We start from the raw sequence: 22,072 nt of genomic DNA on the forward strand, positions 1-22,072 counted from the left end.
TGGTAGAAACTACAACAAAAGACTACGAGGCTGGAGGGAGACGGCATGCGAGTTTTCCGCCTAATCATTCAGATCAGCTTGTGCGTGGTTGCAGCTATTTCACCACTAGAATCCGTCGCCGGAATTGCTCCGTCCGCCAATAAGCAAGACCCGGTTCTTCAAGAGCGCTTGCAAGTTTTTTTGCGCTTGGAATCAATGTATGGTATTCCGTGGAATTATTTAGCAGCCATTGATCAATACGAGCGAACCATGAAAATACGCCGGAAAAAGCAGGAGCAAGAAAACGTTTCGCGACTAACGGCTGTGGACATTCCAAGCGAACGTTGGGCAGGTGCATTCAATCCTGATGCAGAGGATACGAATCCGGTATCCATTCAATTTTTTGAAGGCATGGGGATGGATGGAGATGGCGATGGTGTCGCAGATCGTCACAACGATCTTGATGCACTCACGACCTTCATTCACTACCTATCCCAATACGGATTCTCCCACGAGGATTGGCAAATTGGTCTCTGGTCGTACTACCAGCGGGATCGTTCCGTGAAGACGATCAGGCAGTTCGCGCAGGTGTATGCAAAGTATCAACACCTGGACCTAGATGAGCGGCATTTTCCTATCCCCGCGAGGTACGATTACAGCTACCGCAGTACATGGGGGGCTCCACGCGGTTGGGGTGGGCGTCGTATCCACGAGGGGACCGATATTTTTGCGAGTCACGGCACCCCTGTACTCAGCACAGCGTACGGAGTCATCGAAGTAATCGGCTGGAACAGGTATGGCGGATGGCGAATCGGCATGCGTGACATGGGCAATGTGTACCATTACTTTGCCCATCTGTCCTCGTTTAAAAAGGGGTTGAAGCCGGGTGACATCGTGGAGCCGGGTGAAGTCCTTGGATATATCGGCAGCTCTGGATATGGGAAGCCCGGCACCTCAGGCAAATTCCCTCCCCATCTGCACTACGGTATGTATCGGGAAACAGGTGGAGCAGATTGGTCATTTGATCCGTATCCATATTTACGACGCTGGGAGCGGCAAAAGAAGCGGCAATGAAGCCGCTTCTTTTTTATGGGCAGCTCTTTTCATTGACAGACATCTTTCGTAAAAATACAATAAAAGCAGAAAAACTGGACAGTCGTCCAAAAAAGAGGTGAAAAAGTGACTACCCAGAAAAAAGCCGAAGCAAAACGGGCATTTTTGATTGAGCAAGCAACTGCTTGTCTGGCTGAAAAAGGGTATGCACATGTTTCCTTGCGTGACATTGCCAAGGAATCTGGCGTCTCACTTGGCATTCTGCATTATTACTTTGCAAGCAAAGAAGAGCTTTTGCTCGCTGTAATCTCTAGCTACAAAGGACGTTTTATGGAGGAGTTGGAACGCGAAGTGCTCGCAGCTCCATCTGGCGAATGGTCAGCAGCTCTAGCCCGTGTCTTGTGCCGGAGTCTACAAGAGGATCGGAAGCTGCATCGGCTCTGGTATGACTTGCAGGTACAGGCCATGTACGTTCCTGCGTTTGGTGAACAGGTAAAAGGGATTCGGTCCCGTCTGCATCAGCTCATCTCTCGAATGCTCGTACGATTGCAGCGCGAAGAACAATCTTCATTGACCATCGACGAAGATTATGCCATCTCACTCATTTACTCTGCAATCGACGGATTCCTTATTCAATTTTTGCTCGATGAGTTACAGAAGCCGGAAGAAGCGATTGCCCGTTTTGAACAGGCCTTTGCCCATTTGATGCATACATTCTTCTCTTCTGAATCTTTATCTTCTGAATCGAGGTGAATCATAATGGCAGTCATGTCCATGCAAAATCCCGCCACTGGTGAGCTACTTGGCTCTTTACAGGAAGCGACTCCAGAACAAGTAGAAGACGCGATGGCACGTGCGCGTCTTGCCTTTCCAGCTTGGTCCACTACTTCGTTGGCTCGGCGTCTGGACTATTTGACACGGTTGCGGCACTATTTAGTCGATCACGGCGAAGAAATCGCCCGAAAAATTAGTGAGGCTACCGGAAAAGTTACATTGGAAGCGTATATGACCGAAATTTTCGTCACTGTCGACACGATTCGTTTTTATGAAAAACATGCTTATCAGATGCTGGCCGATCAGCCGGTACCAACCTCTATCGTGCTGTGGCCGAAAAAATCGTATATTCACTACAAGCCAATGGGTGTCGTCGCGGTCATCTCTCCGTGGAATTATCCGTTTCAACTTGCCATCATTCCTGTATTATCTGCCCTCGTAGCAGGCAATACCGTTATTTTAAAACCTTCCGAGGTGACTGCTTCTACCGGACTGCTCATTGAAGAGGTGTTTTCCGCTGTTTCTATGCCGGATGGTGTCGTGACCGTCCTGCATGGAGGACGCGAAGCTGGACAGGCGCTGGTAGCTGCGCGCCCAGATAAAATCTTTTTCACAGGCTCTGTCGCGACAGGCAAAAAAATTATGGCGGCAGCGTCGGAGCATTTGATCCCAGTAGAACTGGAGCTAGGCGGAAAAGACCCGATGATCGTGTTTGAAGACGCTCATCTGGAGCGGGCAGCAAATGGCGCGGTGTGGGGGGCTTTTACGAACTCCGGACAGGTATGTATGTCTGTTGAACGGCTTTTTGTCCATGAAAAGGTATACCCTGAATTCCTCAAGCTGGTTACTGAAAAGACAAAAGCATTGCGCCAAAGCTATCCGAATCAGGCCGAGGTCGGTTCGATGACGTCTTCCCAACAAATCGGCATTGTCCGCGAGCATGTAAACGAAGCACTGGCTACGGGCGCGACCGCAGTCACCGGAGGACTTCCTTCCACTGGCAGCATGTATATCGCGCCGACCATTCTCACAAACGTGACATCTGACATGAAAATCATGCGGAAAGAAACCTTTGGTCCAGTATTACCGATCATGACTTTTGCCACCGAAGAAGAGGCTGTTCGACTGGCTAACAGCTCACCGTACGGGCTGAATGCCTCGGTATGGTCTGCCGATCAAACAAAAGCGGATCGCGTAGCTCGTCAGCTCGACAGCGGCAATGTGTGCATCAATGACGTCATTATCAGCTACGCCAATCCCCATCTTCCTTTTGGCGGGGTCAAACAGAGTGGCATCGGCCGTTATCGCGGACCTTCTGGGTTGCAAGCCTTTACGCACAGCATCTCTGTCATCCATGATCCAGGCAAACGCAAGCGTGAGTTCAATTGGTATCCGTATACGAAAGATCAGGAGCTCACCTTTATTGGTTTGACGAACCTGTTGTACGGCAAGCTCCAAAACGTAAATCGCCGGACTTTGGGTGCGATCTGGCGCGAATTCAAGCGTCTGTTCTAACCACGCCGGAATACGGCTACTCCTTATTTCAGTGTGCCAAAACCAACTACATCCACATGAACCTCGACATTGAATTTCGCTTTTTTATAAAGGGCGAGACCCGTTTCGCGTGTCCACTTGCCATAATACTTTTGGCGAATACTCTCCTCGAGCTGCGCCGGGTCAACCCCTTGCTTTTGAAAACGCACCAGCATATCCATGCTTTCCTTTTTGATCCGTTTCTCAAGCTCTTGAACCATGGTCCGATATTGAGCCCGCTTCTCCAAGTCCTTACTGCCTGAATAGCCCACTAGCATCCCTCTTACCCGAAGCTTGATGTTGATGACAGGCTTTTTCAGGCTGCCATTGCTGCTTACTTTCGTTTTTGCCCGCACAAAATCGAAGACGACCTTTTCCGTTTGTTTTTTACCTGTCTTCGCCTCGTGCTGGAATTCGAAGCTCATACGGGGCAAGCGCTCTCTACCCAGAAACCCCTGAACCAGCTTCCCTTCTCGCTGTGAGTACATTCCGATCATCTTGTCTACTCGAAAAAGGGCCGCCTTGGTGATCTGAATCTCTCCGTCACTGTGGATCAGATAAGGAAGATTGGGGTCCATCGTGTTGCTGGTCATCATAAAAACAAAATCGTGAATGGTCGCAAAAGACGAAAAGGCCGTTTCTACTCGCGGACGGAGCAAGTTGTTCAAATACGTGTTAATTTCCGGCCTGTGGTTATAGGTTCCTTTGATGACATCTTTCGCTTTTCCTTTTACGATGGCAATGTATACATTTTCTCCTACAATCGGATTGCGATAGAGATCAAGAATGACTTTTCCGATCCCTACTTTGCGGGCGTATTCTTCACTGAACAAAATCACACGTAATTGCGAGAGGGACATGGTCCTCTCTGCTTTTGTCGCGAGATTCAGCATTGCCTCGCTCGTCATCGAGGCATACGTAGCGTACACCTGCGTAGATTCCTTATTTTTGGAGGGAACCGGTACTGATACGGTGACATCAATCTTTTCACGATCCACATAATCGAAGCCCATAACCCCAATCATGGCCATGTCTTCCAGTGCCGGCCGTTCGAGTTCTCCCCCACAACCGCAAAGGCTGAGCAAAAGGATAACCGTAACAATGAACCAGCTCGCCCTCTTCATGATACCCGCTCTCCTCTACCGAACCTCAAGGAATGAAGCAATAACAAAAAAATCGGCCATAAGATCAATCCATAGGCCATATAAACAGTCACCTTGTCATAAATGTAGCGTTGTTTTTCTACAGATAATGGCCCCACAATGAATAGAAACGAAATGATTGTCGGTAAAAGCAGATGCCACAGCTTCGTCTTGTCTGCCATTTCTTCCAGACCGGTACGGGCAACCCACAAGTATCCCGTACTCGTGCTGAGAATGAGGAAGACCCAGAGACCAATCCCGAGATTTTCGATCCGCTCTAAAAAAGACAGCTCTACAGCCTTAAACAAATTCAAAATGGGATAAATGAGATTGTCCATTTGCCATTCAGAAAAATAAGCTACGCTTGTGATCAGGATCATGACGTACAACAAAACCACGATCCATACCCCAATCAGTACATGCTTGTGTGCCTTATTCTTCTCTTGGATATATGGGTAGAAAAACAGGACCAATTCATACCCAAGCATGCTCGCGTAAGAATTGTGCACCGTTTCGGCTATACTGCGCCAATCTGTATTAAAAAGAGGAAAAATATGCGTGAATCCTCCCTTTTGAAAGCCGTACTGCAATAGAAAAACCATCCAGCCCGTAAAAAAGAACGTTAGCAGACAAAAACGCGCGATCAATTTGATGCCGCCGTTCGTAATGTAGACCATGACCAATGTCAATCCAAGCAATGGCAGTGTGGCTGTCTGATTGCTCAGCATGGAGGTTTGAATCAGCCTGACGTATCCTTCATTGGCGGTAGATACGTTTAAAATGGCGTAGACGATAATCAGGATATTGAAACAGCGTCCCAGCCATTTTCCCAACAGCTTCTCGTGAATCCGAAACAGATTATCATCTGGATAACGTCGGCACAGGGCCATCATCGGAAATAGCGTTAAGCTGACGATGCATCCCAGCAAAATCGGAGACCACCACAGATTGTAGCCCATTTTGCTCGCATGGTGAGCCAGTCCAAGTAAATTAACCCCCACCATCGTATTCATAATCAATCCGATTACCAGGATCGGATTCAGGCTGTGAATTCTCCCTCGATCCATCTCCTTAGTCCTCCCCAACTGGCCGGACATGCTTTTGCTTTGCCCGGGACATGCGGTTGCGATTGACGATAAACCTCAATGGCGCACGTACGAGACTATTCATCAAATCGGTCCATTGACGCGGAACCCCCGGAGCCATATACGGCGTCCCAAGCGAAGTCAGATTGAGCAAGTGCGCGAATAAAAACGCCAGCGACAGCATCTGGCCGTACATGCCCAATACGCCTGCCATCAAAATGAAACCATAGCGAACGAGCCGAATCGCATTACTCATCAAAAAATTAGGTGGCACAAAAGAAAGCAGTGCCGATACGGAAACAAGGACGATCAGGATATTACTGGCTAACCCCGCTTGTACTGAGGCTGTCCCGATCACGATACCGCCAACGATACCGATTGTCTGGCCGATTTTAGTCGGCATGCGTATCCCTGCTTCCCGCAGGATCTCGATGACGAGCTCAATAATGAGCACTTCGATCACTGGCGGAAAAGGCACCCGACTGCGTGATTCAGACAAAATTGTCAGCAAAGCGGGGGGAAGCATTTCCGGATGAAACGTCAAGACAGAGACGTAGCTGGAGGTGAGCATAATGGTGATAAATAAACCGAAAAATCGAATCATCCGTAGCAGGCTCGCCGTTGACCATCGATTGTAAAAGTCTTCGGGGCTGCTAAACATCTCCAAAAAGGAAGTCGGACAGATGGCAGCATCCGGACTGCCATTCAGCATGATCACGATCCTGCCGTCCAACAAGGCTGCTGTTGCATTGTCAGGCCGACCCGTCAAGCCGAATTGTGGGAACGGAGAGTACGGCTTGTCCTCCAGCATTTGCTTTAAGACAGGCATCCCGACAAAACCAGGGTAAATGACATTGTCGAGGCGTTTTTTCACGCGCTCCACATTTTCCGCGTTCGCGATATTGTCCAAATAAATCACAGCTACCTTGTTCTGCGCCTCGGTGCCAATCGTGTAGCTCGATACTTTCAGATGAGGCGTAGCCAGTCTTCTCCGAAGCAAGGACAAATTGATCTCCAGCATTTCAACAAAGGAGTCTTGCGGTCCAAGGACGGTCGCCTCTGTCTCGGATTTCGTAATGGAACGATGCGCGACCTGAAATGTATTCACATGCAGAATGAGATCCCTTTCCAGGAAAAACAAGATGGTATGACCGCGTAGCAAGTTACTCATCAACGTCTCCATATCGTCAAGAAGACATTCCTGTGAGAAGGGGAGCACCTGCATTGGATCTCTACCATCAGAACGCTGCAACGGAAGAAAGACATTCTCATAAATCTGGGACACATCCACCAGCGTATCGAGAAAAAAAACGTGTACCTCTTCGTCATTCATCTTCAATGACAAGCTGCTGAGGTCATCCACGTTTTGCATGCATTGTTTTACCATATCCGGTGTAATTTGTTCGCTTCGCCGCGCTTGACCCGAACCGATGCGCCGCTTTGCTTGTATGGCCTCTACTTGCGCTCTCCACCAATCAGTCGGCTTCACGCTAGATCCCCCCTTTATTCAGGAAAATCTTTCTTACTTTGGCCTGTCCGTGGTGATTTTATCCAAAAAAATAGAAAACGGGAGCCGAAGCCCCCGTTGAAATATCTCGTTCTCCATATGAACTGATTAGGCGAACTGCTTAGATAAATTAGCCATTTCGATTGCTGCCGTTGCTGCTTCCCAGCCTTTGTTGCCTGCTTTTGTTCCCGCTCGCTCGATAGCTTGCTCGATGTTGTCTGTCGTCAAAACGCCAAAAATAACGGGTATCCCAGTCGATAGCGATAGAGAAGCAACTCCTTTTGCGGTCTCATTGCAGACGTAATCGAAATGCGGAGTGGAGCCACGAATGACAGCTCCCAATGTAACAACGGCATCATAGCGACCGGATTCCGCCATTTTTTTAGCGATCAACGGAATTTCGAATGCCCCCGGCACCCAAGCCACGTCTACCTGCTCATCTTCTACGCCATGACGCTTCAGGGCATCGAGAGCCCCTCCGACCAGCTTGCTTACGATCAATTCGTTAAAGCGTCCTGCCACAATCCCTACACGCAAACCTGTTCCAACCAAATGTCCTTCGAATGTTCTCATCGCTTATTCCCTCTCCTTATCTGTGCAAATGAAGCAGGTGACCCAGCTTCTCTTGTTTTGTTGATAGGTACCGTTTGTTGTGCAGATGCTCCGGCATTTGAAGCGGCACCCGTTCTTCTACTGTTAATCCGTATCCGGTAAGCCCGCGGATTTTTCGTGGATTATTGGTCAAAAGCCGCATGCGTTGCACACCTAAATCTCGTAAAATTTGTGCACCGATCCCGTAATCTCGCAGATCAGCGGCGAACCCTAGCTTTTCATTGGCCTCAACCGTATCCAAGCCTTCCTCTTGCAGCTTGTAGGCACGCAGCTTATTAATCAAGCCAATGCCTCTGCCCTCCTGGCGCATGTACAATAAAATACCGCGTCCGTTCGCTTCAATCTGATCCAATGCAGCGTGCAACTGTGGACCGCAGTCGCAGCGATAAGAGCCGAAAATATCGCCTGTCAAGCACTCCGAGTGAACGCGGACGAGAATGGGCTCATCCGGTCCAATCTCTCCCTTGATGAGAGCCACATGCTCTTTGCCATCCAGCTCGTTCGTATAGGCCGCTATCCGAAAGTCACCGTAGGCGGTCGGAAGCTGCACTTCGATTTCCTTTTTCACCATGGATTCCGTCCGCATCCGATATGCGATCAAGTCTGCAATCGTAATCAGCTTGAGATCAAAGCGGCGTGCGATCTCTACCAATTGCGGCAGACGTGCCATGGAGCCATCCTCGTTCATAATTTCGCAAATGACTCCCGCCGGTATGCCCCCCGCCAAGCGAGCCAAATCAACTGCCGCCTCGGTGTGACCCGCTCTGCGCAACACACCGCCAGACTTCGCGATTAACGGAAAAATATGTCCCGGTCTGCGGAAATCTTCTGCGGTCTTCTGATCGTCCAGCATTGCCAAGACCGTCTGAGAGCGCTCCTGAGCGGATATCCCTGTGTGTGTACTCCCTTCATCGATGGACACGGTAAAAGCCGTTCCTTGCTTGTCTGTATTGGCATTCACCATCGGATGGAGCTGCAAGCGAGTCGCGTGCTCTTCTGTCACCGGTACGCAAACGAGTCCCCTGCCATGTGTGACCATGAAGTTGATCATTTCAGGCGTAGCCGCTTCCGCCATGCAGACAAAATCTCCTTCATTTTCCCGATCCTCATCATCTACCACGATGACTGCCTTGCCCTGACGCAAATCTTCCAATGCTTCTTCTATGCGATGAAACATACTTTCTCCCTCCTTCTCACGCGAAGCCGTTTTCCTGCAAAAAGGCTAGACTGAGCCCGCCAGATTTTTCTGTACCGCCATGATTTTGATACCCTAACAAACGCTCCACATATTTGCCGATGACATCTGTTTCGAGATTCACCAAGTCCCCAGGTCGTCTGTCTGCAAGACTCGTATTCGCCAGCGTATGCGGAATGATCGAAACGGTAAAACCGTTATCGTTTACGTCCACCACGGTGAGACTGATGCCATCTATGCAAATCGATCCACGGGCAATGACGTACTTCAGCAGTTGCGGTTTGGCCTCAATCCGAAACACGACTGCATTCGCATTCACCTCTCGTGAAGCAACCCTTCCGGTCCCGTCTACATGTCCGGAGACGATATGCCCGCCAAAACGGTCCCCCAGCCGCATTGCTCTCTCCAAATTCACTCGCTGTCCGCTGCGTAATTGCCGCAAGCTCGTCTTGTTCATTGTCTCTGGCATCACATCGACGCTAAACTGACGATTCGTATAAGAAGTAACCGTAAGGCAAATGCCATTGACCGAGATACTGTCCCCCAGCTTTACCCCTTCGAGTACCTGCTGTGCGCGGATGACCAGTCGACTCGCCTGCTCGTTCCCTTGAATCGCTTCCAACACGCCCACTTCTTCGACCAGTCCCGTGAACATGCTCTCTCCTCCTCACTCGCTACGCCTGTTTCTCCCATTGTGGGTACCCGATGATCTGTACATCACCTTTCCCCATCGGAGTGATCGTGACATTTGTCAACGGTACCGCTTCTCCCATCGTCGCAAAGCCTTGACCACCGAATGGCGAAGGCGCGCCGCTTCCCCCGATCAGCTTTAGCGCGATATGGCTCACGACCTTTTGTATCGCTCTCGCCTGCAAAAAGGAGCCGTTTACTTCTTGCCCGCCTTCCACAAGCAACGAGGTAATCCCCAGCTCTCCCAACGTAACTAGCACCTTTTCCACGCGAATGGGTGCATCCGTTGTGATGACCTTTACTCCTCTTGCCGCAAGCAGTTCCTGCTTTTCCCTTGGGGCTGCATCTGTCGTAAAGATCCAAGTCTTCGCATCTGCATTCTGGACGACACGGGCATCCAGCGGCGTACGTAAATGATTGTCCAAAATCACGCGAACTGGCTGGCTTCCAAAACGCTGCTCTTCCTGGCGCGCCGTCAACAGCGGGTCATCCGCGAGAATCGTCCCAACTCCAACGAGGATGGCATCGTGCTGCCTGCGCAGCTCATGCACCTCTGCCCGAGCCTCTGCTCCAGTAATCCACCGACTGTGTCCCGTGAACGAAGCGATTTTCCCGTCCAATGTACTGGCCGTCTTTACCGTCACAAATGGACGTCTGGTCTGGATGTAATGGAAAAAGACTTCATTGAGCGCCCTCGCTTCTTCTTCTCTCACGCCCACAGCTATTTCCAGCCCTGCTGCCCGCAGCATCTCGATTCCTCTTCCCGCCACCAGTGGATTCGGGTCGAGCGTCGCTACAACGACACGACGTACACCGGCTGCGATCAACGCCTCTGCACACGGCGGTGTTTTTCCGTAGTGACTGCAAGGCTCCAGCGTCACGTACGCGGTCGCACCTTGCGCTTTTTCCCCAGCCATCCGCAGTGCGTGCACCTCAGCATGGGGTTCTCCTGCCCGCAGATGCGCTCCCATCCCCACGATGGTTCCATCCTTCACAATTACAGCTCCGACCATGGGATTCGGGCTGGTTTGGCCTCGTGCCGATCGTGCCAGTTCCAGCGCCAGATCCATGTACTTGCTGTCCTGTTCCATACCGCACTCCTTTCTGTTCCATCATTCCAGCCAAGCACAACGCAAAAAGCCCTTGAAACCTCAAAGCGTTTCAGGGCATAGGGAAAGAAGCCTTACCTCATCCGTTTTTTCACAAAAAAGCAAATGAAGAAAGCACAAAATCTTCTTCCATCCGGACTGTACCGTCGGCTCTGGGGTTTCACCAGATCAGTCGCTGTAAGCGTGGTCAGCGAGTCGCGGGCTCAGACGTACGTACGCCATTACCGCCGGTCAGGAATTTCACCTTGCCCTGAAGATTGTCGCTATGAAGTTTTATAAAAATAAAAACGCCCATGAATATTATGCTCAGGGCGTTCAGAAAGAAGCCTAGCTTCTACTGTTTTTTTGAAAAAAACAGCAAAATAGGCCGTTCCAAATACCTTCTCCCATCCGGACTGTACCGTCGGCCTTGGATTTGCACCAAGTCAGTCGCTATCAACTGCTTCGATAGCGAGTCGCGGGCTCAGACGTGCGTTCGTCATTACCGCCGGTCGGGAATTGCACCCTACCCTGAAGGCTGGTATTCAGTTACGCAAAGTATAGCATATTTTTCACTATTGTCTGTAATCATTTATTGGAGAAGTGCACTTTACCTTTGCTCGCACTCTTCAAGGACGGTCAGGAGTTCTTTCAAATCATTTATGTACGCCTTTGGCACAACACCATTTTGCTCCATGTCCTGTTCGTTCCCTTGATAGGCAATAAAAGCGACTTGTCCGTCGCAGGCCGCCTTCCCATCGATCCAGGAATCCCCGATCATCGTCCAAGCCGAAACAGGCCATTCCGGCTTGCGGCTGCGAATATAGTGAATGCCCGATGGAGATGGCTTCAAGGTCGTCATCTGCTCGCGGGCTACGATTTCGTTAAAGTAGGGAGCGATTCCCGTCCCGTTCAAAGCCTCCTCTGCCGCGGCGTAGGCGTTGTTGGTCAGGATATACAAATAGTAGTTCTCTTTCAAGCGATCCAGCACTTCCACCGCATGCTTCTCCAATACAGCTCCATGCATGCCTTCCTTCTCAATCGCGGTTACTGCTTCCCACATAGCTTGTTCCAATTCACTCGTCATCTGCTCCGATTTTCTGCCAATCTCAATGAGCTGTGATGCGGTATACTTCTCCCAATCGAGAGTCGGCTCTACAATTCCATTGTCGGCCCACAGTTGAAAAATGGCCCGTTTCATCCCTGCAAAGTTGATTCGGGATTGCAGCAAGGTATTGTCCATATCGAAAATAATGCCTTTTGTATAGGATTTACTCATTTGTGGTCTCCTTTTTTAACAACGCGCCATGTCTGTTCTAGAGTAACGGTGTAGGCTTGAGCGTCGCCCGTCGGTGAGAGCTGATCATTATTCCACAAAGTCGCCGCTATATATTGCTGGCTATCCTTCAGGCTTTGTCCGACGATCCCTCCCGGCTCTGCCCCAGCTTTTGCGAGTACGTTGTTTTCGCTTCCACAGACTACGCGAAGAACTTGAGCGCTCTCTAATCCATCCAGCAACTGACGATCGTCGCTGTCTGTGAGCTTCGAGAAAAGCTGTACAGAAATGGCTTCATATGTCTGGCTCTGCCCTGTCTGATGAAAAATAGGATCGTGATCCTTCTCCATGAAAGATTGATAGTGCTCTCTACTCTCCCAAACAGTAAGAATACAAGCTTCCAACGGCCGATGCTGATTCCACCCTCCGACTTGTCCCAGAAAGCCTTTTATGTCCTCTACTGATCTCCATTTCGCTTGGGCATGGGAAAACGATTGCTTCTGATTTTCCGTTACTTTACATGTAATCCATTTGATCAGCATTTCCAAGCCTCCTTCGATCTTTTACAAAAAAGGAAAAGCGACAGTTCTACACTGTCGCTCTTCTCCACACACTACGGATTTTCCTTTATTGTTCCTTTTTGTTCGGGCTAGGAAACAATGCAGAAGTAACAGGGGGTAAAGAATTTGCTATATCAATAAATTTCTGCTTGGCTACATTACCTGAAACAACAATTATCTTTTCAGTATCAAAGTAATACAAGTAGCTATTTTTCAAATGATCCTTACCTATATATGCTTCGTTCCCATTTTTTAGTAAGATCGTTTCTCGATCAGAACTGGGTGTAAACGGAAAGCGTTTATATACGGTAATCGTAACGATCTCTTTTTCGTTTGCAAACACCCAAGCATTTACTGATTTTTCTGGAATATTCATTTTTGTTGCATTGAACTTTTCGAAAGGTAATTGTAAACCCTCTTTATCTGTAAACTCTGTATTCCCCAACAACCTTACAAGCCCATAAACTCCCCAACTAGATGAGGGATTATGTTCATACAAAAAAACAGCAAAATTATTTTTTCCCTCTGGAGAACGTATAGCCACTATACTCTTTTCTCCAAGGGTCGTTTCGAAAATGACAGAATCCTTCTTAGGAAATTCTGTGGCTCCATCTTTAAACCCAACCTCGTATTGATGGACGACAGCTTCAGAAGGAGAAGAGACATTTTGAGGTGGATCAACAACCTTTACCCACTCCACTTCTTTTAATGCATGATCCTCCGGTTTAGGAGCTGCAGTATTATTAGGTAGCACTTTATCGTTCGGATCCTTAAGCTTATCTTCTTGGCATCCTAATAAGAAGCTGCATACAGCTAGGAGTAATATGGGTATTAGGAGTCTATTTCTCATTCTCAACTCTTCTCCTTCTTAGCAGTAATTAGAATTTTTCAGTTCTTGCTAGTTTGGCTTTGTGTTTTGGACCTATTACCTTGATTCTCTTTTTGTCTTGAATTTTGCAAGTGGGGGTTACATAGTAATGATCTCCTTCCCAAGTCTCCGTATAAGCACCATAATCAATCCATCCCCACTCACCAGGGCCTACTGTAATGGTAGTTGACTCTTCTGTCGTCCATGTTATGCTACCGCCTATTTCGAAGCCTGCAGTCGCTTCGATTACACCCCAATTCCATTTTCCTGATCCAGTAACTTTACCTGAAATCGTAGTGCTGGAACTTAATTTCGATGTTTCAGTCAAATCTCTACTGGTTTTATTGATAACTCTCGTTCCAGAATCCCCTAGTTTGAAGCCGCTTGCTGTTCTTTTCGCTGTAAATACCCATTCACCTTGATCACACCCAGCTGTGGGTCTTACTTTACGCGCATCCCCTCTATATGACGTCGTTGATGTATTTGAGGTAACATACGGCAAATTCGTGATTCTATTTTCATTTACGAAATTATAAATCTCGCTGTTCGGTACTTTATACTCGATTCCATCGATGTAATAGTAGCCACCTTGAATATTACCAATATTCTGATCCGTTTTTGCATTTGCTTGTAATCCCCCAGAAGTTACAAGAGAAGCGCCAATAATTGTAGCCATTGCTACTGAAAACAGTCTTGATTTTTTGTTCATTCCCGTTTACCTTCCTTATTCTTATATTTTTACTATTCCGGTTTATTATACCAACATTTTACAAATATTCCATAAAAATATAGGTAATTCTCGTAATGTATTGTTAAGCACAAAAAACAGAGGCTATCCCAACAGTAGATATTTCTACTTGAGAACTGCCTCTGTTCTTTTCATCTACTGTTGCTCAAATTATGTGCAAACGAAAGGGACAGCCCCTTTTGGGGTGGTCAGATGCCGAGTTCCTATTGCTTCTTCTTGGAGCTGTCTACTTCATACGGCACATCCTTTGGAACGCCTCCAGCTGGCCAGTCTTGTGCCTTTTTGGCAAAGTCCGGACGCGGCTTGGACAAAATATAGGCTGCTAGGTCCGCTGCTTCTTGATCGGTTAACGAGCCTTGCTTGATACCGCCCATTTCCCCTAAAGGCATATTGCGCTGAATGTAGCCAGCGGCTTTGGAAATTCGGGCCATACCTGCACCAATATTGAAGGAGTTATCCCCCCATAACGCTGGTCCTGAGTTTGGGCCTGTTCCTGAACCATCAGCTGCATGGCATTGTATACACGATTTTTGAAAGAGTGCTTCTCCATTTGCCACATTCGGTTGAGGTACGCTCTTCATATCATTTTTTTCTATCCACGGGCGCTCTTTAATTCCTACTGGTACATCTGTTGAGATATACGTCAGATAGGCAACCATCGCTCTCATTTCATCGCTGTTGTAAGGCAATGGCTTTCCGTTCATGCTTCGTTGAAAGCAACCGTTGATGCGATCTTCAATGGTAAGCACTTTGCCAGACCTTGGAATGTACTGGGGATAGACTGCTGTGACACCCGTTAAAGGGGAGGTCGCATCCATTCCGGCATTACCGTGACAGCTAGAGCAGGAGAGCTTATTCCCTGTGTATTCAGGGATCACTGTGCTCGTTTCATTCATTAGCTTATGTCCATACTTAATCGATTCTCCCAATGGCCCTTCTGGCACCTTGTCCATACTAGGCGGGGTGTAGGAAGCTAGATTGATCGCTCCTGTTGCCCCACTCGCCGTTTTATCTTTGGCCTCATTCGCTGTTGAGGTGGGTTGAGCGGTCGGCTGTGTAGCGCAGCCTGCAAAGACCAGCATCGCCACTACTACCATAGACAGCTTCTTCCAGCCTGTCTTCTCTTTTTTGATCATAGGTCTCACTCCTCCATGTTGATCGTGCATTCACACCATGAGAGTAGCAAGAGGCGTGCCAAACCATAAAAGCAGGAAAACCAACGACTTGGCGCTTCCAACATTGCGTGAAAAAGAAAAGACCATGCCAAAATGTCATGGTCAGTACGCGACAAAATGTCACGGTCGCAGCTCGTACTCTACGATTTTTCGGTACAGATTACGTACGCTGATCCCCAGCTTCTCTGCTGTCCTGGTCTTGTTCCATTGCAGAACGTCCAGCACATGCTTGATATGTTCTCGCTCTACATTCTTCAGTAAAAATGCTTCTTCCTCCCCCGTTTCTGCTGATGAAATGAGCTTCTTATCTGACAGATGATGAGGTGTTGACTGCTCGTGAGGAAAGAGATCCTTGTCGTCAATTTCCTCTCCTCTTGCCAAAACGACAGCACGTTCGATCATATGAGCCAACTCCCGAACATTCCCCGGGAATGAGTAGGCCAAAAGAGCTGCCTGCGCTTTCACAGAAAGCGGTTTGACTGGATACTTACGCTTGAGTCGATTCAAAAAGAAAGCCGACAGTGGCAAAATGTCCTCTCTTCTTTGAGCGAGAGGTGGAATCGTTATATCCATAACATGCAGCCGGAAATAAAGATCGGATCGGAACGTTCCTTCTTCCACTTTCTTTTCCAGGTCGGCATTGGTAGCAGCAATGATACGAACATCCACCTTGTGCAGAATCGGGCTCCCTATTCGGCGAAATTCGCCGGTTTCCAGAAAACGGAGCAACTTGACCTGCAAAGGAAAAGGCAAGTCCCCTACTTCATCCAAAAAGAGCGTTCCCAGGTGGGCAATCTCTACCAGTCCCTTTTTCTGAGCAGTTGCACCTGTAAAGGCTCCCTTTTCGTGCCCGAACAGTTCACTTTCCAGCATCGTTTCTGGTATCGCCCCCAAATTGATCGGTACGAATGCCTCTGATGCTCTCTCACTACATTCATAAATGAGTCTCGCGATAACATCCTTCCCTGTCCCACTTTCCCCTTTCAAGAGGACGATAAAGTCCGTACTGGCTACTCGCTTGGCAGTTGCTAGGACCTCTTTTAGCTTCGGGCTTTCCGCAACGATTTGAAACGTCGTTTTCCCGTTTGTCGATAGAACTTCTCTCAACTGTTGGTTTTCCTCTGTCAACTGCTGTTTTTCGACGGCCTTGGAAATCAATACCTCCAATTCATTGAGGTTGTACGGTTTTGTCAAATAATCATAAGCGCCGCGTTTCATTGCTTCGATTGCTGTTTCGATTGTTCCGTGTCCGGTCACAACAATGATTTGAATGGCAGGAGAGGCTTCCTTGCACCATTGCAGAAAGGAGAGACCGTCCATCCCGGGCATTTTCAGATCAAGCAAAATCACATGTATCGTTTCACTAGTGACTAGCTGCTGTGCACTGATTCCGTCAGATGCTTCCAGCGTGGTATATCCCTTTCTCTTTAATCGACTGGTTAATAGATGGCGGAAATCTGCTTCGTCATCAACGATGAGTATACGAGTGTCAGCGTGCATCTTTTGTTCATTCCCCCTTTGCCGACGGCAGGATGACCGTAACCGTTGTGCCTATGTTTGGTGTACTTTCGATCTCGATTTCTCCGCCTAAATTCTTCACAATCCCGTAGCAGACCGATAACCCGAGACCAGTCCCTTTTCCAGGAGGCTTGGTTGTATAAAAGGGCTCCAAAACATGGGGCAAATCTGCTGTGGGTATACCGCATCCATCATCTCTGATCGACAGACGGATTCGATCATTCGATGGAGAATTCGTTGCTATCTCAATATTTCCACGCTCCTGGGTCGCGTACAGCGCATTGGTTAACAGATTGAGCACGATCTGCTGAAGCTGTCCAGGCGTAGCGAGAAGAAACGGAGCAGAGGCCAACAGAGACTGGTTTACCGTTACCTGTTTGACACGTATTTCATGGGACAGAAGAATGAGAATGTCTGCTAGCACTTGATGAATATCTACTTTTTCGACAGTAATGGGTGATTTCCCCGAAAAGTGCAGCAATCGGGTCGTGATTTCCTTGCAACGGTTAATTTGTTTGTCCATCGTGTCCAAGTATTGAGTAAGCTCTCCCGAGTCCTGTAAATCTCGAATATCCTCGTCCACTAGACGGTCTCGCAAGTCCTGACCATACAGCGACAGAATCCCTAATGGATTATTGATTTCATGAGCGATGCCCGACGCCAAGAGTCCAACAGCAGCGAGCTTGTCTGCTTGTGCGATTGCGGCTTCTAGCTCTCGTTTCTCCGTGATGTCCTCGATGACCTCCAGAAAAGCAGACGATTCTTTCTCCGGATGCAGAGGGAAAACTTGATGTCGATAAAAACGGACCCGCCCATCCTGATTGACTCTGGAGGAAATAAGATCAGTCTGCTTTTGGTTCACCATTTGTCGCGTTCGGAGCATGCAACTACTGCATGAACTAAATTGCTGACCAATCGTCAGATGGCAGTCTTTCCCCAGAAGGTGAGCCGCATCCTGGAACCACGCCGACGCTGTTTGGTTAATCCAGCGAATGCGAAACGATTCATCTACAAGAATGAGCCCCATCCCCATGCCACTGACGACCAGATCAAGCCGCTTCTTTTCTTCGAGAAGCTGGTTGGTCTTTATCTCCAGACTCTGTGCCATTTCATTGCAGGACGCTGCTAGCCTGCCAATTTCATCTGAGGTTGTCACTGGTATTCGTACGGATAAGTCACCACCTGCGATTTTTTGCACAGCGGATTCGATCTTTTCCATTAATCGGCTAAACGAGACAGAGAACACAATGCTAATTCCTAAAACGATAAATGCGATGAATAAGGTCGTAAAGAGCAGAGATTGTTCCAATTTTGAAAAGGCAGCAAACGCCGTTTGACTCGACTGTTCCAGCATAATGACCCAATGTGTGACAGAAGAGCGCATGGCATAATTGACCATAACATCTCCATTGAAAGCTTGATATGTACGGATAACAGGCTTGTCAGTTCGATCTGGTAGTGTCCATGAGGGAGGAACCGCTTGTTCATAATAAGTCAAAGAGCCATCAGAAGGCTTGCCCAGCATAAACGGATCGGCAAACCTATCGCTTTTCCCATCTGTGACGAACAAATAGGCCTCGTTTTCATAGCGTGCTCGCAGTGTGACCTGTTCGAGTAACTGTTTTACATTGAGCTTTGCGTACATGCCACCTTTTACACCTTTGGCAGATACATGAGGGATCGCGACCGTTACCAGCAGCTTCCCTTCCACTGATCGGACAATGCCTCCGATGTATGGTTTTCCCGATTGGATGGTGGTAAGAAGTTGGTTGTCTCGCTCCATGGGTGTGTCCAGCTTCTGATGTTTCCAGCGATTCAGCAAATACTGCGGCTCTCCATCCTGATTAAAAAGTGCGACTTCCTCCATATAAGGAGAAGTCTTCAATAACGTATTCAGCAAGAAATAAGCATCCTCATCACTAGGGCGCTCATTGAGAAAACGCTGCTGAACCACCTGCATGGATTGGGACGTATGTAAAAAAAGCATATCTAACTGCGCTAACGTATTTTCCACGTAGATCTGATTGGCTCTGTCTACCTCTTCTCGAACCTTATCTTTACTGGTATGCAAATTGATATACCCAAGAATCAGAAAAGGGATGATGGACATGCATAGCCCAAACAGGAGCATTTTTGTCTTCAGTCGATTGATACGCGGTAGTCTGCTCCTCCTCATTTGTTCCTCACTCCATACCATTCTTGTGCAAGTGACCACTGTTGATCGGTTACAGTAATGGGAAGCTTGGACAGGGAAGTGGCATTGACAGCTAACCGCACGTCATCCGGCCATTCGATTGACAGATCTGTCGGAGGGACTCCATCCAACACCCGAGCCACCATATGAGCAGCCTGCATGCCTTGTGAATGAAAGGAAACGCCGTAAGCGGCATACAAACCAGCCTTCACCTGCTCGGGGTATGCGCCCATGACAAACAATTGCTTATCGATCAAAAGAGGCAAGCAATCGGTAATCGCGTCTTCCAGAACATAGCTAGGTAAAGGAAGCATGGCGTCGTATTCTCCTGGAGAGAGCCTACTGAGCAATTGCTCCAAGTCTTTAGGGGAAGCAACCTGCTTCACCTGCAAGCGAACACCTAGCAACGAAGCAGCTGACCTTGCTTCTGCGATGGCTTGTTCTGTCGTAGGAGCATGAGAATCGGCAATGATCAGAATACGCTTGGCATCAGGCAACAAACGAGTTGTCAGCTCCAATCTTTTCCCAATCACATTCATTTGGCCATTGCTGATTCCACACGTAACCGTCCCCTCGGTCTCAACAAGGGGTAGTTCGACCAATGAGGCGACGCCAATAAAAACAATGGGAATCGTCGTTGACTCCTGTTGAATTAAAAAGGTCTCGTGCGCCCCTGTCGTGACGATTACATCAGGCTTTTTCGAAATTAAGCCCTGGACAAGGGAGCGCTCCTCTTCAAACGTCCGAACCGTATTCAAATAAACGGGCACATACTGAATACGTGCTCCTTCACTGAGACCTAGCGATTGCAATCCCGCCTTTAATCCAGCTACTTTATCTTTTCGATCCTCATTGGCAATCACAATTCCGATCGTGTAAAGATCGACTTCCTGTTTTTGCTGACTACTGGACCAATCGAGCAGAGTTCCTGCCACTAACAAGATGAGAAAAAGGATTTTCCTTTGTTTCTTCATAGGTATCACATCCAACTCTCATCATAGCGGCAAATGATGGCAGAGAATGTGAATATTTAACAAACCTTGGTCAATGAATACGGACTTCCCTAAATAATATAGTTTTCATATTAACGGTGATGATTATATATTTTTTCATATTTAATTAAACTTGTTAAACTCAGCTTACATTTAGAAGGAGGAAGGAACTCATGGAATATCGGAGACGAGAGCAAAAGCGATTTTGGGCGAGTCTTTAAAGGGGATTCGTCGTGAAAGTATTGAGTTGTGCACGAAGGTTTTTCATCCGACCGGTACCGGAAAAATGATCGGGGTCTTTCCCGTAAACACATCAGGGAAGCCTGCCACGCTTCCCTTTGCCAAGTTCTTCCCCAAGACTTTGAATTTGTTGAGTCAACGGTGGTTGCGTCATATTCAGCTTTCTCGCAGTTTTTTCAAGTCCATGATTACGCTATTCCTTCTTTCCTAAAGCCTTATGAAAAAAGCGACAGCAACGCGCTGCCGCTTTTTCCTATTCAACGATTACGGAGTGCTGTTCGGTGTATCCCCAGGAATCCGCGGCACATCCGGCTTGCCTTCCGGGTTGTTGTACAAATACGTCGGTACATCGCCGATGATCAAGGAGTGGGTGATCGGGATTTTCGTCGTGACCGTCTGCTCCTCAGTCGCAAACGGGATCACGATGCGCAGATCGACCTCCACGAAAATATATACCGTCGCCAGCACCATATTGATACCTGCTTCCTTCAGCTCTGTCTCCAGCTTGGTCTTGACCGAGCCGATGGGCACGAAAGTCACTGGCAAATTCGGCCCCATGGATGCCAAAAAGGAGTTCCCGGTAGCCAATCCAAGCGGGATCGTGCGGTCTACTTTTTCTTGCTCGAACTCTTGGAGCTTGTTCTGGACCCTCGCTGTTGTTTCGCCCACGATTCTCGCATATTCCTTGAAGTTGAACTGATACGCCTGAATCTGCCCCTCGTTGTTCTTCTCGATTTTGACAATCTGATTGAAGTCGACGCCTTGCTGCGAAATCCGCTTGGTTACGGCATCAGTTATTGCTTCTTTCGCCAGTTGCTCGGCTTTTTGCGTCGCCAGAATCAAGAGAGTAGGCTCCAATCGATTTTGCAAAAACACAAGTGTCTGTATCGTCAAAACAAAAAAGATAACCAACGCGATCAAAAACGCTTTCGTACGTGAAAGCGGGTTTCTCCAACGCCGACGGGGTCGAAATACGGCCAATCCCGACACCTCCCAACTGGTACATCCTATGGTTAGCAGGCGGAAAAAAGACTACGTGTATCGAGAGGCTGTTTTCTATTTTTTGGGAGAAAAAACCAGGTACAAGCCAAATCCGATCAGCCCTGTGACAAATAGCAATTGGGCGAAGACCAGCATTCCAAATAAAGTGGAGGCACCCGCCAGGAATGGAGCCATAAGAAAACCAGCAAAATACCCGCTTCGACTCAGAAGCCCCTGCACCCCCATCACCTTGCCGCGCAGCTCATTTTGGGCTTGTTGCAAAAGCGTGCTCTCATAAACCTGTGCTGCGCCGGAAAATAGACCCGCGAAAATCAAGAGCAAAAGCACAAACACAGCATGGTTTGCCGCGAATGCCCCTACAATTCCCACGGAAAAAACAGCATAAGCAACGAGCATCCCATTCACCAGCTTCACCCGCAAACGAGCGGCCACATAAGAGCCAATCAAGCCTCCGACGCTCATCGCCGTCCACATTAATCCGTGCAGAGTAGCGTCACTATCACGCAATTGATCCGCCAAAAAAGGCAACCCGTAATTATACGCAGACGTACTGAGCGATACGAGAAAAGCTAACAGGCTAATCGTCAGAAGCACAGGTGTATCCCGCAAGTACCGAAGGGTGACATGAAAGCTGCTCGCTGCTTTTGACGTAGCAAGCACATTGTCTCCCTGCTCCTCCCAACGAAGTCTCATCAGAATCCATGCAGAGAAAAGAAAGCTGGCGCCATCCAAAACGATCACAATCGTATAACCATAGTGATCTGTCAGCCATCCTCCCAGCATGAAGCCCATGATGCCTACCAATGACTCCAGCCTGACCTTTAATCCATTGACCTGAACC

The 22,072-nt window shown here is 48.3% G+C and carries 20 protein-coding genes, 2 pseudogenes and 2 riboswitches; of the genes and pseudogenes, 4 read left to right on the plus strand and 18 right to left on the minus strand.

The window, feature by feature from the left end; translation table 11 throughout:
* The first annotated feature begins 45 nt into the window (after nucleotides 1-45).
* The 3 genes from HP568_RS11225 to HP568_RS11235 all read left to right on the plus strand — a co-directional run bounded on the left by HP568_RS11225 (nucleotide 46) and on the right by HP568_RS11235 (nucleotide 3,321).
* On the plus strand, nucleotides 46-1,053 hold the full coding sequence (locus tag HP568_RS11225; RefSeq protein ID WP_048034544.1) for a M23 family metallopeptidase: 1,008 nt from the start codon (nucleotides 46-48) through the stop codon (nucleotides 1,051-1,053).
* A 105-nt stretch (nucleotides 1,054-1,158) separates the two neighbouring features.
* Nucleotides 1,159-1,785 (plus strand): TetR/AcrR family transcriptional regulator, encoded by a 627-nt coding sequence (locus HP568_RS11230; protein WP_173629103.1) that lies wholly within the window; start codon nucleotides 1,159-1,161, stop codon nucleotides 1,783-1,785.
* A 6-nt stretch (nucleotides 1,786-1,791) separates the two neighbouring features.
* On the plus strand, nucleotides 1,792-3,321 hold the full coding sequence (locus tag HP568_RS11235; RefSeq protein WP_173629104.1) for an aldehyde dehydrogenase family protein: 1,530 nt from the start codon (nucleotides 1,792-1,794) through the stop codon (nucleotides 3,319-3,321).
* A 23-nt stretch (nucleotides 3,322-3,344) separates the two neighbouring features.
* Here the strand turns inward: HP568_RS11235 and HP568_RS11240 are convergent, their stop codons facing one another.
* The 15 genes from HP568_RS11240 to HP568_RS11310 all read right to left on the minus strand — a co-directional run bounded on the left by HP568_RS11240 (nucleotide 3,345) and on the right by HP568_RS11310 (nucleotide 19,971).
* Entirely contained in the window at nucleotides 3,345-4,463 is a 1,119-nt protein-coding gene (locus tag HP568_RS11240; protein WP_173629105.1) for a Ger(x)C family spore germination protein, read from the minus strand.
* Nucleotides 4,460-5,548, minus strand: a complete 1,089-nt coding sequence (locus tag HP568_RS11245) for a GerAB/ArcD/ProY family transporter (protein ID WP_048034548.1) — start codon at nucleotides 5,546-5,548, stop codon at nucleotides 4,460-4,462. The genes HP568_RS11240 and HP568_RS11245 overlap by 4 nt, the downstream gene beginning before the upstream one ends.
* Nucleotides 5,549-5,552: 4 nt before the next feature.
* Nucleotides 5,553-7,055 (minus strand): spore germination protein, encoded by a 1,503-nt coding sequence (locus tag HP568_RS11250; RefSeq protein ID WP_048034549.1) that lies wholly within the window; start codon nucleotides 7,053-7,055, stop codon nucleotides 5,553-5,555.
* A 126-nt stretch (nucleotides 7,056-7,181) separates the two neighbouring features.
* Nucleotides 7,182-7,646, minus strand: coding sequence for a 6,7-dimethyl-8-ribityllumazine synthase (gene ribH, locus HP568_RS11255; protein WP_015893048.1), 465 nt, complete (start codon nucleotides 7,644-7,646; stop codon nucleotides 7,182-7,184).
* 16 nt (nucleotides 7,647-7,662) lie between these two features.
* Nucleotides 7,663-8,862 (minus strand): bifunctional 3,4-dihydroxy-2-butanone-4-phosphate synthase/GTP cyclohydrolase II, encoded by a 1,200-nt coding sequence (locus tag HP568_RS11260; protein WP_173629106.1) that lies wholly within the window; start codon nucleotides 8,860-8,862, stop codon nucleotides 7,663-7,665.
* A 16-nt stretch (nucleotides 8,863-8,878) separates the two neighbouring features.
* Nucleotides 8,879-9,535 (minus strand): riboflavin synthase, encoded by a 657-nt coding sequence (locus HP568_RS11265; protein WP_048034551.1) that lies wholly within the window; start codon nucleotides 9,533-9,535, stop codon nucleotides 8,879-8,881.
* A gap of 19 nt (nucleotides 9,536-9,554) precedes the next feature.
* A complete protein-coding gene (gene ribD, locus HP568_RS11270) occupies nucleotides 9,555-10,661 on the minus strand; it encodes a bifunctional diaminohydroxyphosphoribosylaminopyrimidine deaminase/5-amino-6-(5-phosphoribosylamino)uracil reductase RibD (RefSeq protein WP_173629107.1) in 1,107 nt (368 codons plus the stop codon).
* Between the two features lie 135 nt (nucleotides 10,662-10,796).
* A riboswitch (FMN riboswitch) is annotated at nucleotides 10,797-10,941 on the minus strand.
* A gap of 112 nt (nucleotides 10,942-11,053) precedes the next feature.
* Nucleotides 11,054-11,201: riboswitch (FMN riboswitch) on the minus strand.
* A gap of 67 nt (nucleotides 11,202-11,268) precedes the next feature.
* Complete coding sequence (locus tag HP568_RS11275; RefSeq protein ID WP_173629108.1) at nucleotides 11,269-11,937, minus strand: HAD family hydrolase; 669 nt, start codon at nucleotides 11,935-11,937, stop codon at nucleotides 11,269-11,271.
* Nucleotides 11,934-12,476 (minus strand): YdbC family protein, encoded by a 543-nt coding sequence (locus HP568_RS11280; protein ID WP_173629109.1) that lies wholly within the window; start codon nucleotides 12,474-12,476, stop codon nucleotides 11,934-11,936. Before HP568_RS11280 ends, HP568_RS11275 begins: the two co-directional genes overlap by 4 nt.
* An 85-nt stretch (nucleotides 12,477-12,561) precedes the next feature.
* A complete protein-coding gene (locus HP568_RS11285; RefSeq protein ID WP_173629110.1) occupies nucleotides 12,562-13,344 on the minus strand; it encodes a hypothetical protein in 783 nt (260 codons plus the stop codon).
* Between the two features lie 28 nt (nucleotides 13,345-13,372).
* Nucleotides 13,373-14,071 carry a hypothetical protein gene (locus HP568_RS11290; protein WP_173629111.1) on the minus strand — a complete coding sequence of 233 codons (699 nt, stop codon included), beginning with the start codon at nucleotides 14,069-14,071 and terminating at the stop codon, nucleotides 13,373-13,375.
* A 242-nt stretch (nucleotides 14,072-14,313) separates the two neighbouring features.
* On the minus strand, nucleotides 14,314-15,246 hold the full coding sequence (locus tag HP568_RS11295; protein WP_048034557.1) for a c-type cytochrome: 933 nt from the start codon (nucleotides 15,244-15,246) through the stop codon (nucleotides 14,314-14,316).
* A gap of 159 nt (nucleotides 15,247-15,405) precedes the next feature.
* A complete protein-coding gene (locus HP568_RS11300; protein WP_173629112.1) occupies nucleotides 15,406-16,785 on the minus strand; it encodes a sigma-54-dependent transcriptional regulator in 1,380 nt (459 codons plus the stop codon).
* A 7-nt stretch (nucleotides 16,786-16,792) separates the two neighbouring features.
* Nucleotides 16,793-18,979: an ATP-binding protein gene (locus tag HP568_RS11305; protein WP_173629113.1), complete on the minus strand. Its 2,187-nt coding sequence runs from the start codon at nucleotides 18,977-18,979 to the stop codon at nucleotides 16,793-16,795.
* Nucleotides 18,976-19,971, minus strand: coding sequence for an ABC transporter substrate-binding protein (locus HP568_RS11310; RefSeq protein ID WP_048034560.1), 996 nt, complete (start codon nucleotides 19,969-19,971; stop codon nucleotides 18,976-18,978). The genes HP568_RS11305 and HP568_RS11310 overlap by 4 nt, the downstream gene beginning before the upstream one ends.
* Nucleotides 19,972-20,182: 211 nt before the next feature.
* On the opposite strand from HP568_RS11310, the pseudogene HP568_RS11315 reads away from it, so the two are divergent.
* A pseudogene (locus HP568_RS11315) lies at nucleotides 20,183-20,328 on the plus strand (aldo/keto reductase); the annotation flags it as partial.
* Here the strand turns inward: HP568_RS11315 and HP568_RS30275 are convergent.
* The 3 genes and pseudogenes from HP568_RS30275 to HP568_RS11330 form a co-directional block, all read right to left on the minus strand.
* Nucleotides 20,303-20,404, minus strand: a pseudogene (locus tag HP568_RS30275) (hypothetical protein); the annotation flags it as partial. The pseudogenes HP568_RS11315 and HP568_RS30275 sit on opposite strands and share 26 nt — an antisense overlap.
* 89 nt (nucleotides 20,405-20,493) lie before the next feature.
* Complete coding sequence (gene yunB / locus HP568_RS11325) at nucleotides 20,494-21,219, minus strand: sporulation protein YunB (protein WP_053079626.1); 726 nt, start codon at nucleotides 21,217-21,219, stop codon at nucleotides 20,494-20,496.
* Nucleotides 21,220-21,285: 66 nt separating this feature from the next.
* Nucleotides 21,286-22,072, minus strand: a 787-nt coding sequence (locus HP568_RS11330; protein WP_173629114.1) for an MFS transporter, incomplete at its 5' end; no start/stop codon positions are given.

The organism is Brevibacillus sp. MS2.2, assembly GCF_013284345.1.
In the GTDB taxonomy this organism is placed as follows: Bacteria; Bacillota; Bacilli; order Brevibacillales; family Brevibacillaceae; genus Brevibacillus; species Brevibacillus brevis_C.

Excerpts from the sequence above, each read along its gene's own strand:
- HP568_RS11310 (WP_048034560.1), bottom strand. The coding sequence starts at position 19,971 with ATGAAGAAACAAAGGAAAATCCTTTTTCTCATCTTGTTAGTGGCAGGA.
- HP568_RS11240 (WP_173629105.1), bottom strand. The coding sequence starts at position 4,463 with ATGAAGAGGGCGAGCTGGTTCATTGTTACGGTTATCCTTTTGCTCAGC.
- HP568_RS11265 (WP_048034551.1), bottom strand. The coding sequence starts at position 9,535 with ATGTTCACGGGACTGGTCGAAGAAGTGGGCGTGTTGGAAGCGATTCAA.
- HP568_RS11280 (WP_173629109.1), bottom strand. The coding sequence starts at position 12,476 with ATGCTGATCAAATGGATTACATGTAAAGTAACGGAAAATCAGAAGCAA.
- HP568_RS11300 (WP_173629112.1), bottom strand. The coding sequence starts at position 16,785 with ATGCACGCTGACACTCGTATACTCATCGTTGATGACGAAGCAGATTTC.
- HP568_RS11285 (WP_173629110.1), bottom strand. The coding sequence starts at position 13,344 with ATGAGAAATAGACTCCTAATACCCATATTACTCCTAGCTGTATGCAGC.
- ribH (WP_015893048.1), bottom strand. The coding sequence starts at position 7,646 with ATGAGAACATTCGAAGGACATTTGGTTGGAACAGGTTTGCGTGTAGGG.
- ribD (WP_173629107.1), bottom strand. The coding sequence starts at position 10,661 with ATGGAACAGGACAGCAAGTACATGGATCTGGCGCTGGAACTGGCACGA.
- HP568_RS11225 (WP_048034544.1), top strand. The coding sequence starts at position 46 with ATGCGAGTTTTCCGCCTAATCATTCAGATCAGCTTGTGCGTGGTTGCA.
- HP568_RS11295 (WP_048034557.1), bottom strand. The coding sequence starts at position 15,246 with ATGATCAAAAAAGAGAAGACAGGCTGGAAGAAGCTGTCTATGGTAGTA.
- HP568_RS11245 (WP_048034548.1), bottom strand. The coding sequence starts at position 5,548 with ATGGATCGAGGGAGAATTCACAGCCTGAATCCGATCCTGGTAATCGGA.
- HP568_RS11275 (WP_173629108.1), bottom strand. The coding sequence starts at position 11,937 with ATGAGTAAATCCTATACAAAAGGCATTATTTTCGATATGGACAATACC.
- HP568_RS11260 (WP_173629106.1), bottom strand. The coding sequence starts at position 8,862 with ATGTTTCATCGCATAGAAGAAGCATTGGAAGATTTGCGTCAGGGCAAG.
- HP568_RS11305 (WP_173629113.1), bottom strand. The coding sequence starts at position 18,979 with ATGAGGAGGAGCAGACTACCGCGTATCAATCGACTGAAGACAAAAATG.
- HP568_RS11235 (WP_173629104.1), top strand. The coding sequence starts at position 1,792 with ATGGCAGTCATGTCCATGCAAAATCCCGCCACTGGTGAGCTACTTGGC.
- HP568_RS11290 (WP_173629111.1), bottom strand. The coding sequence starts at position 14,071 with ATGAACAAAAAATCAAGACTGTTTTCAGTAGCAATGGCTACAATTATT.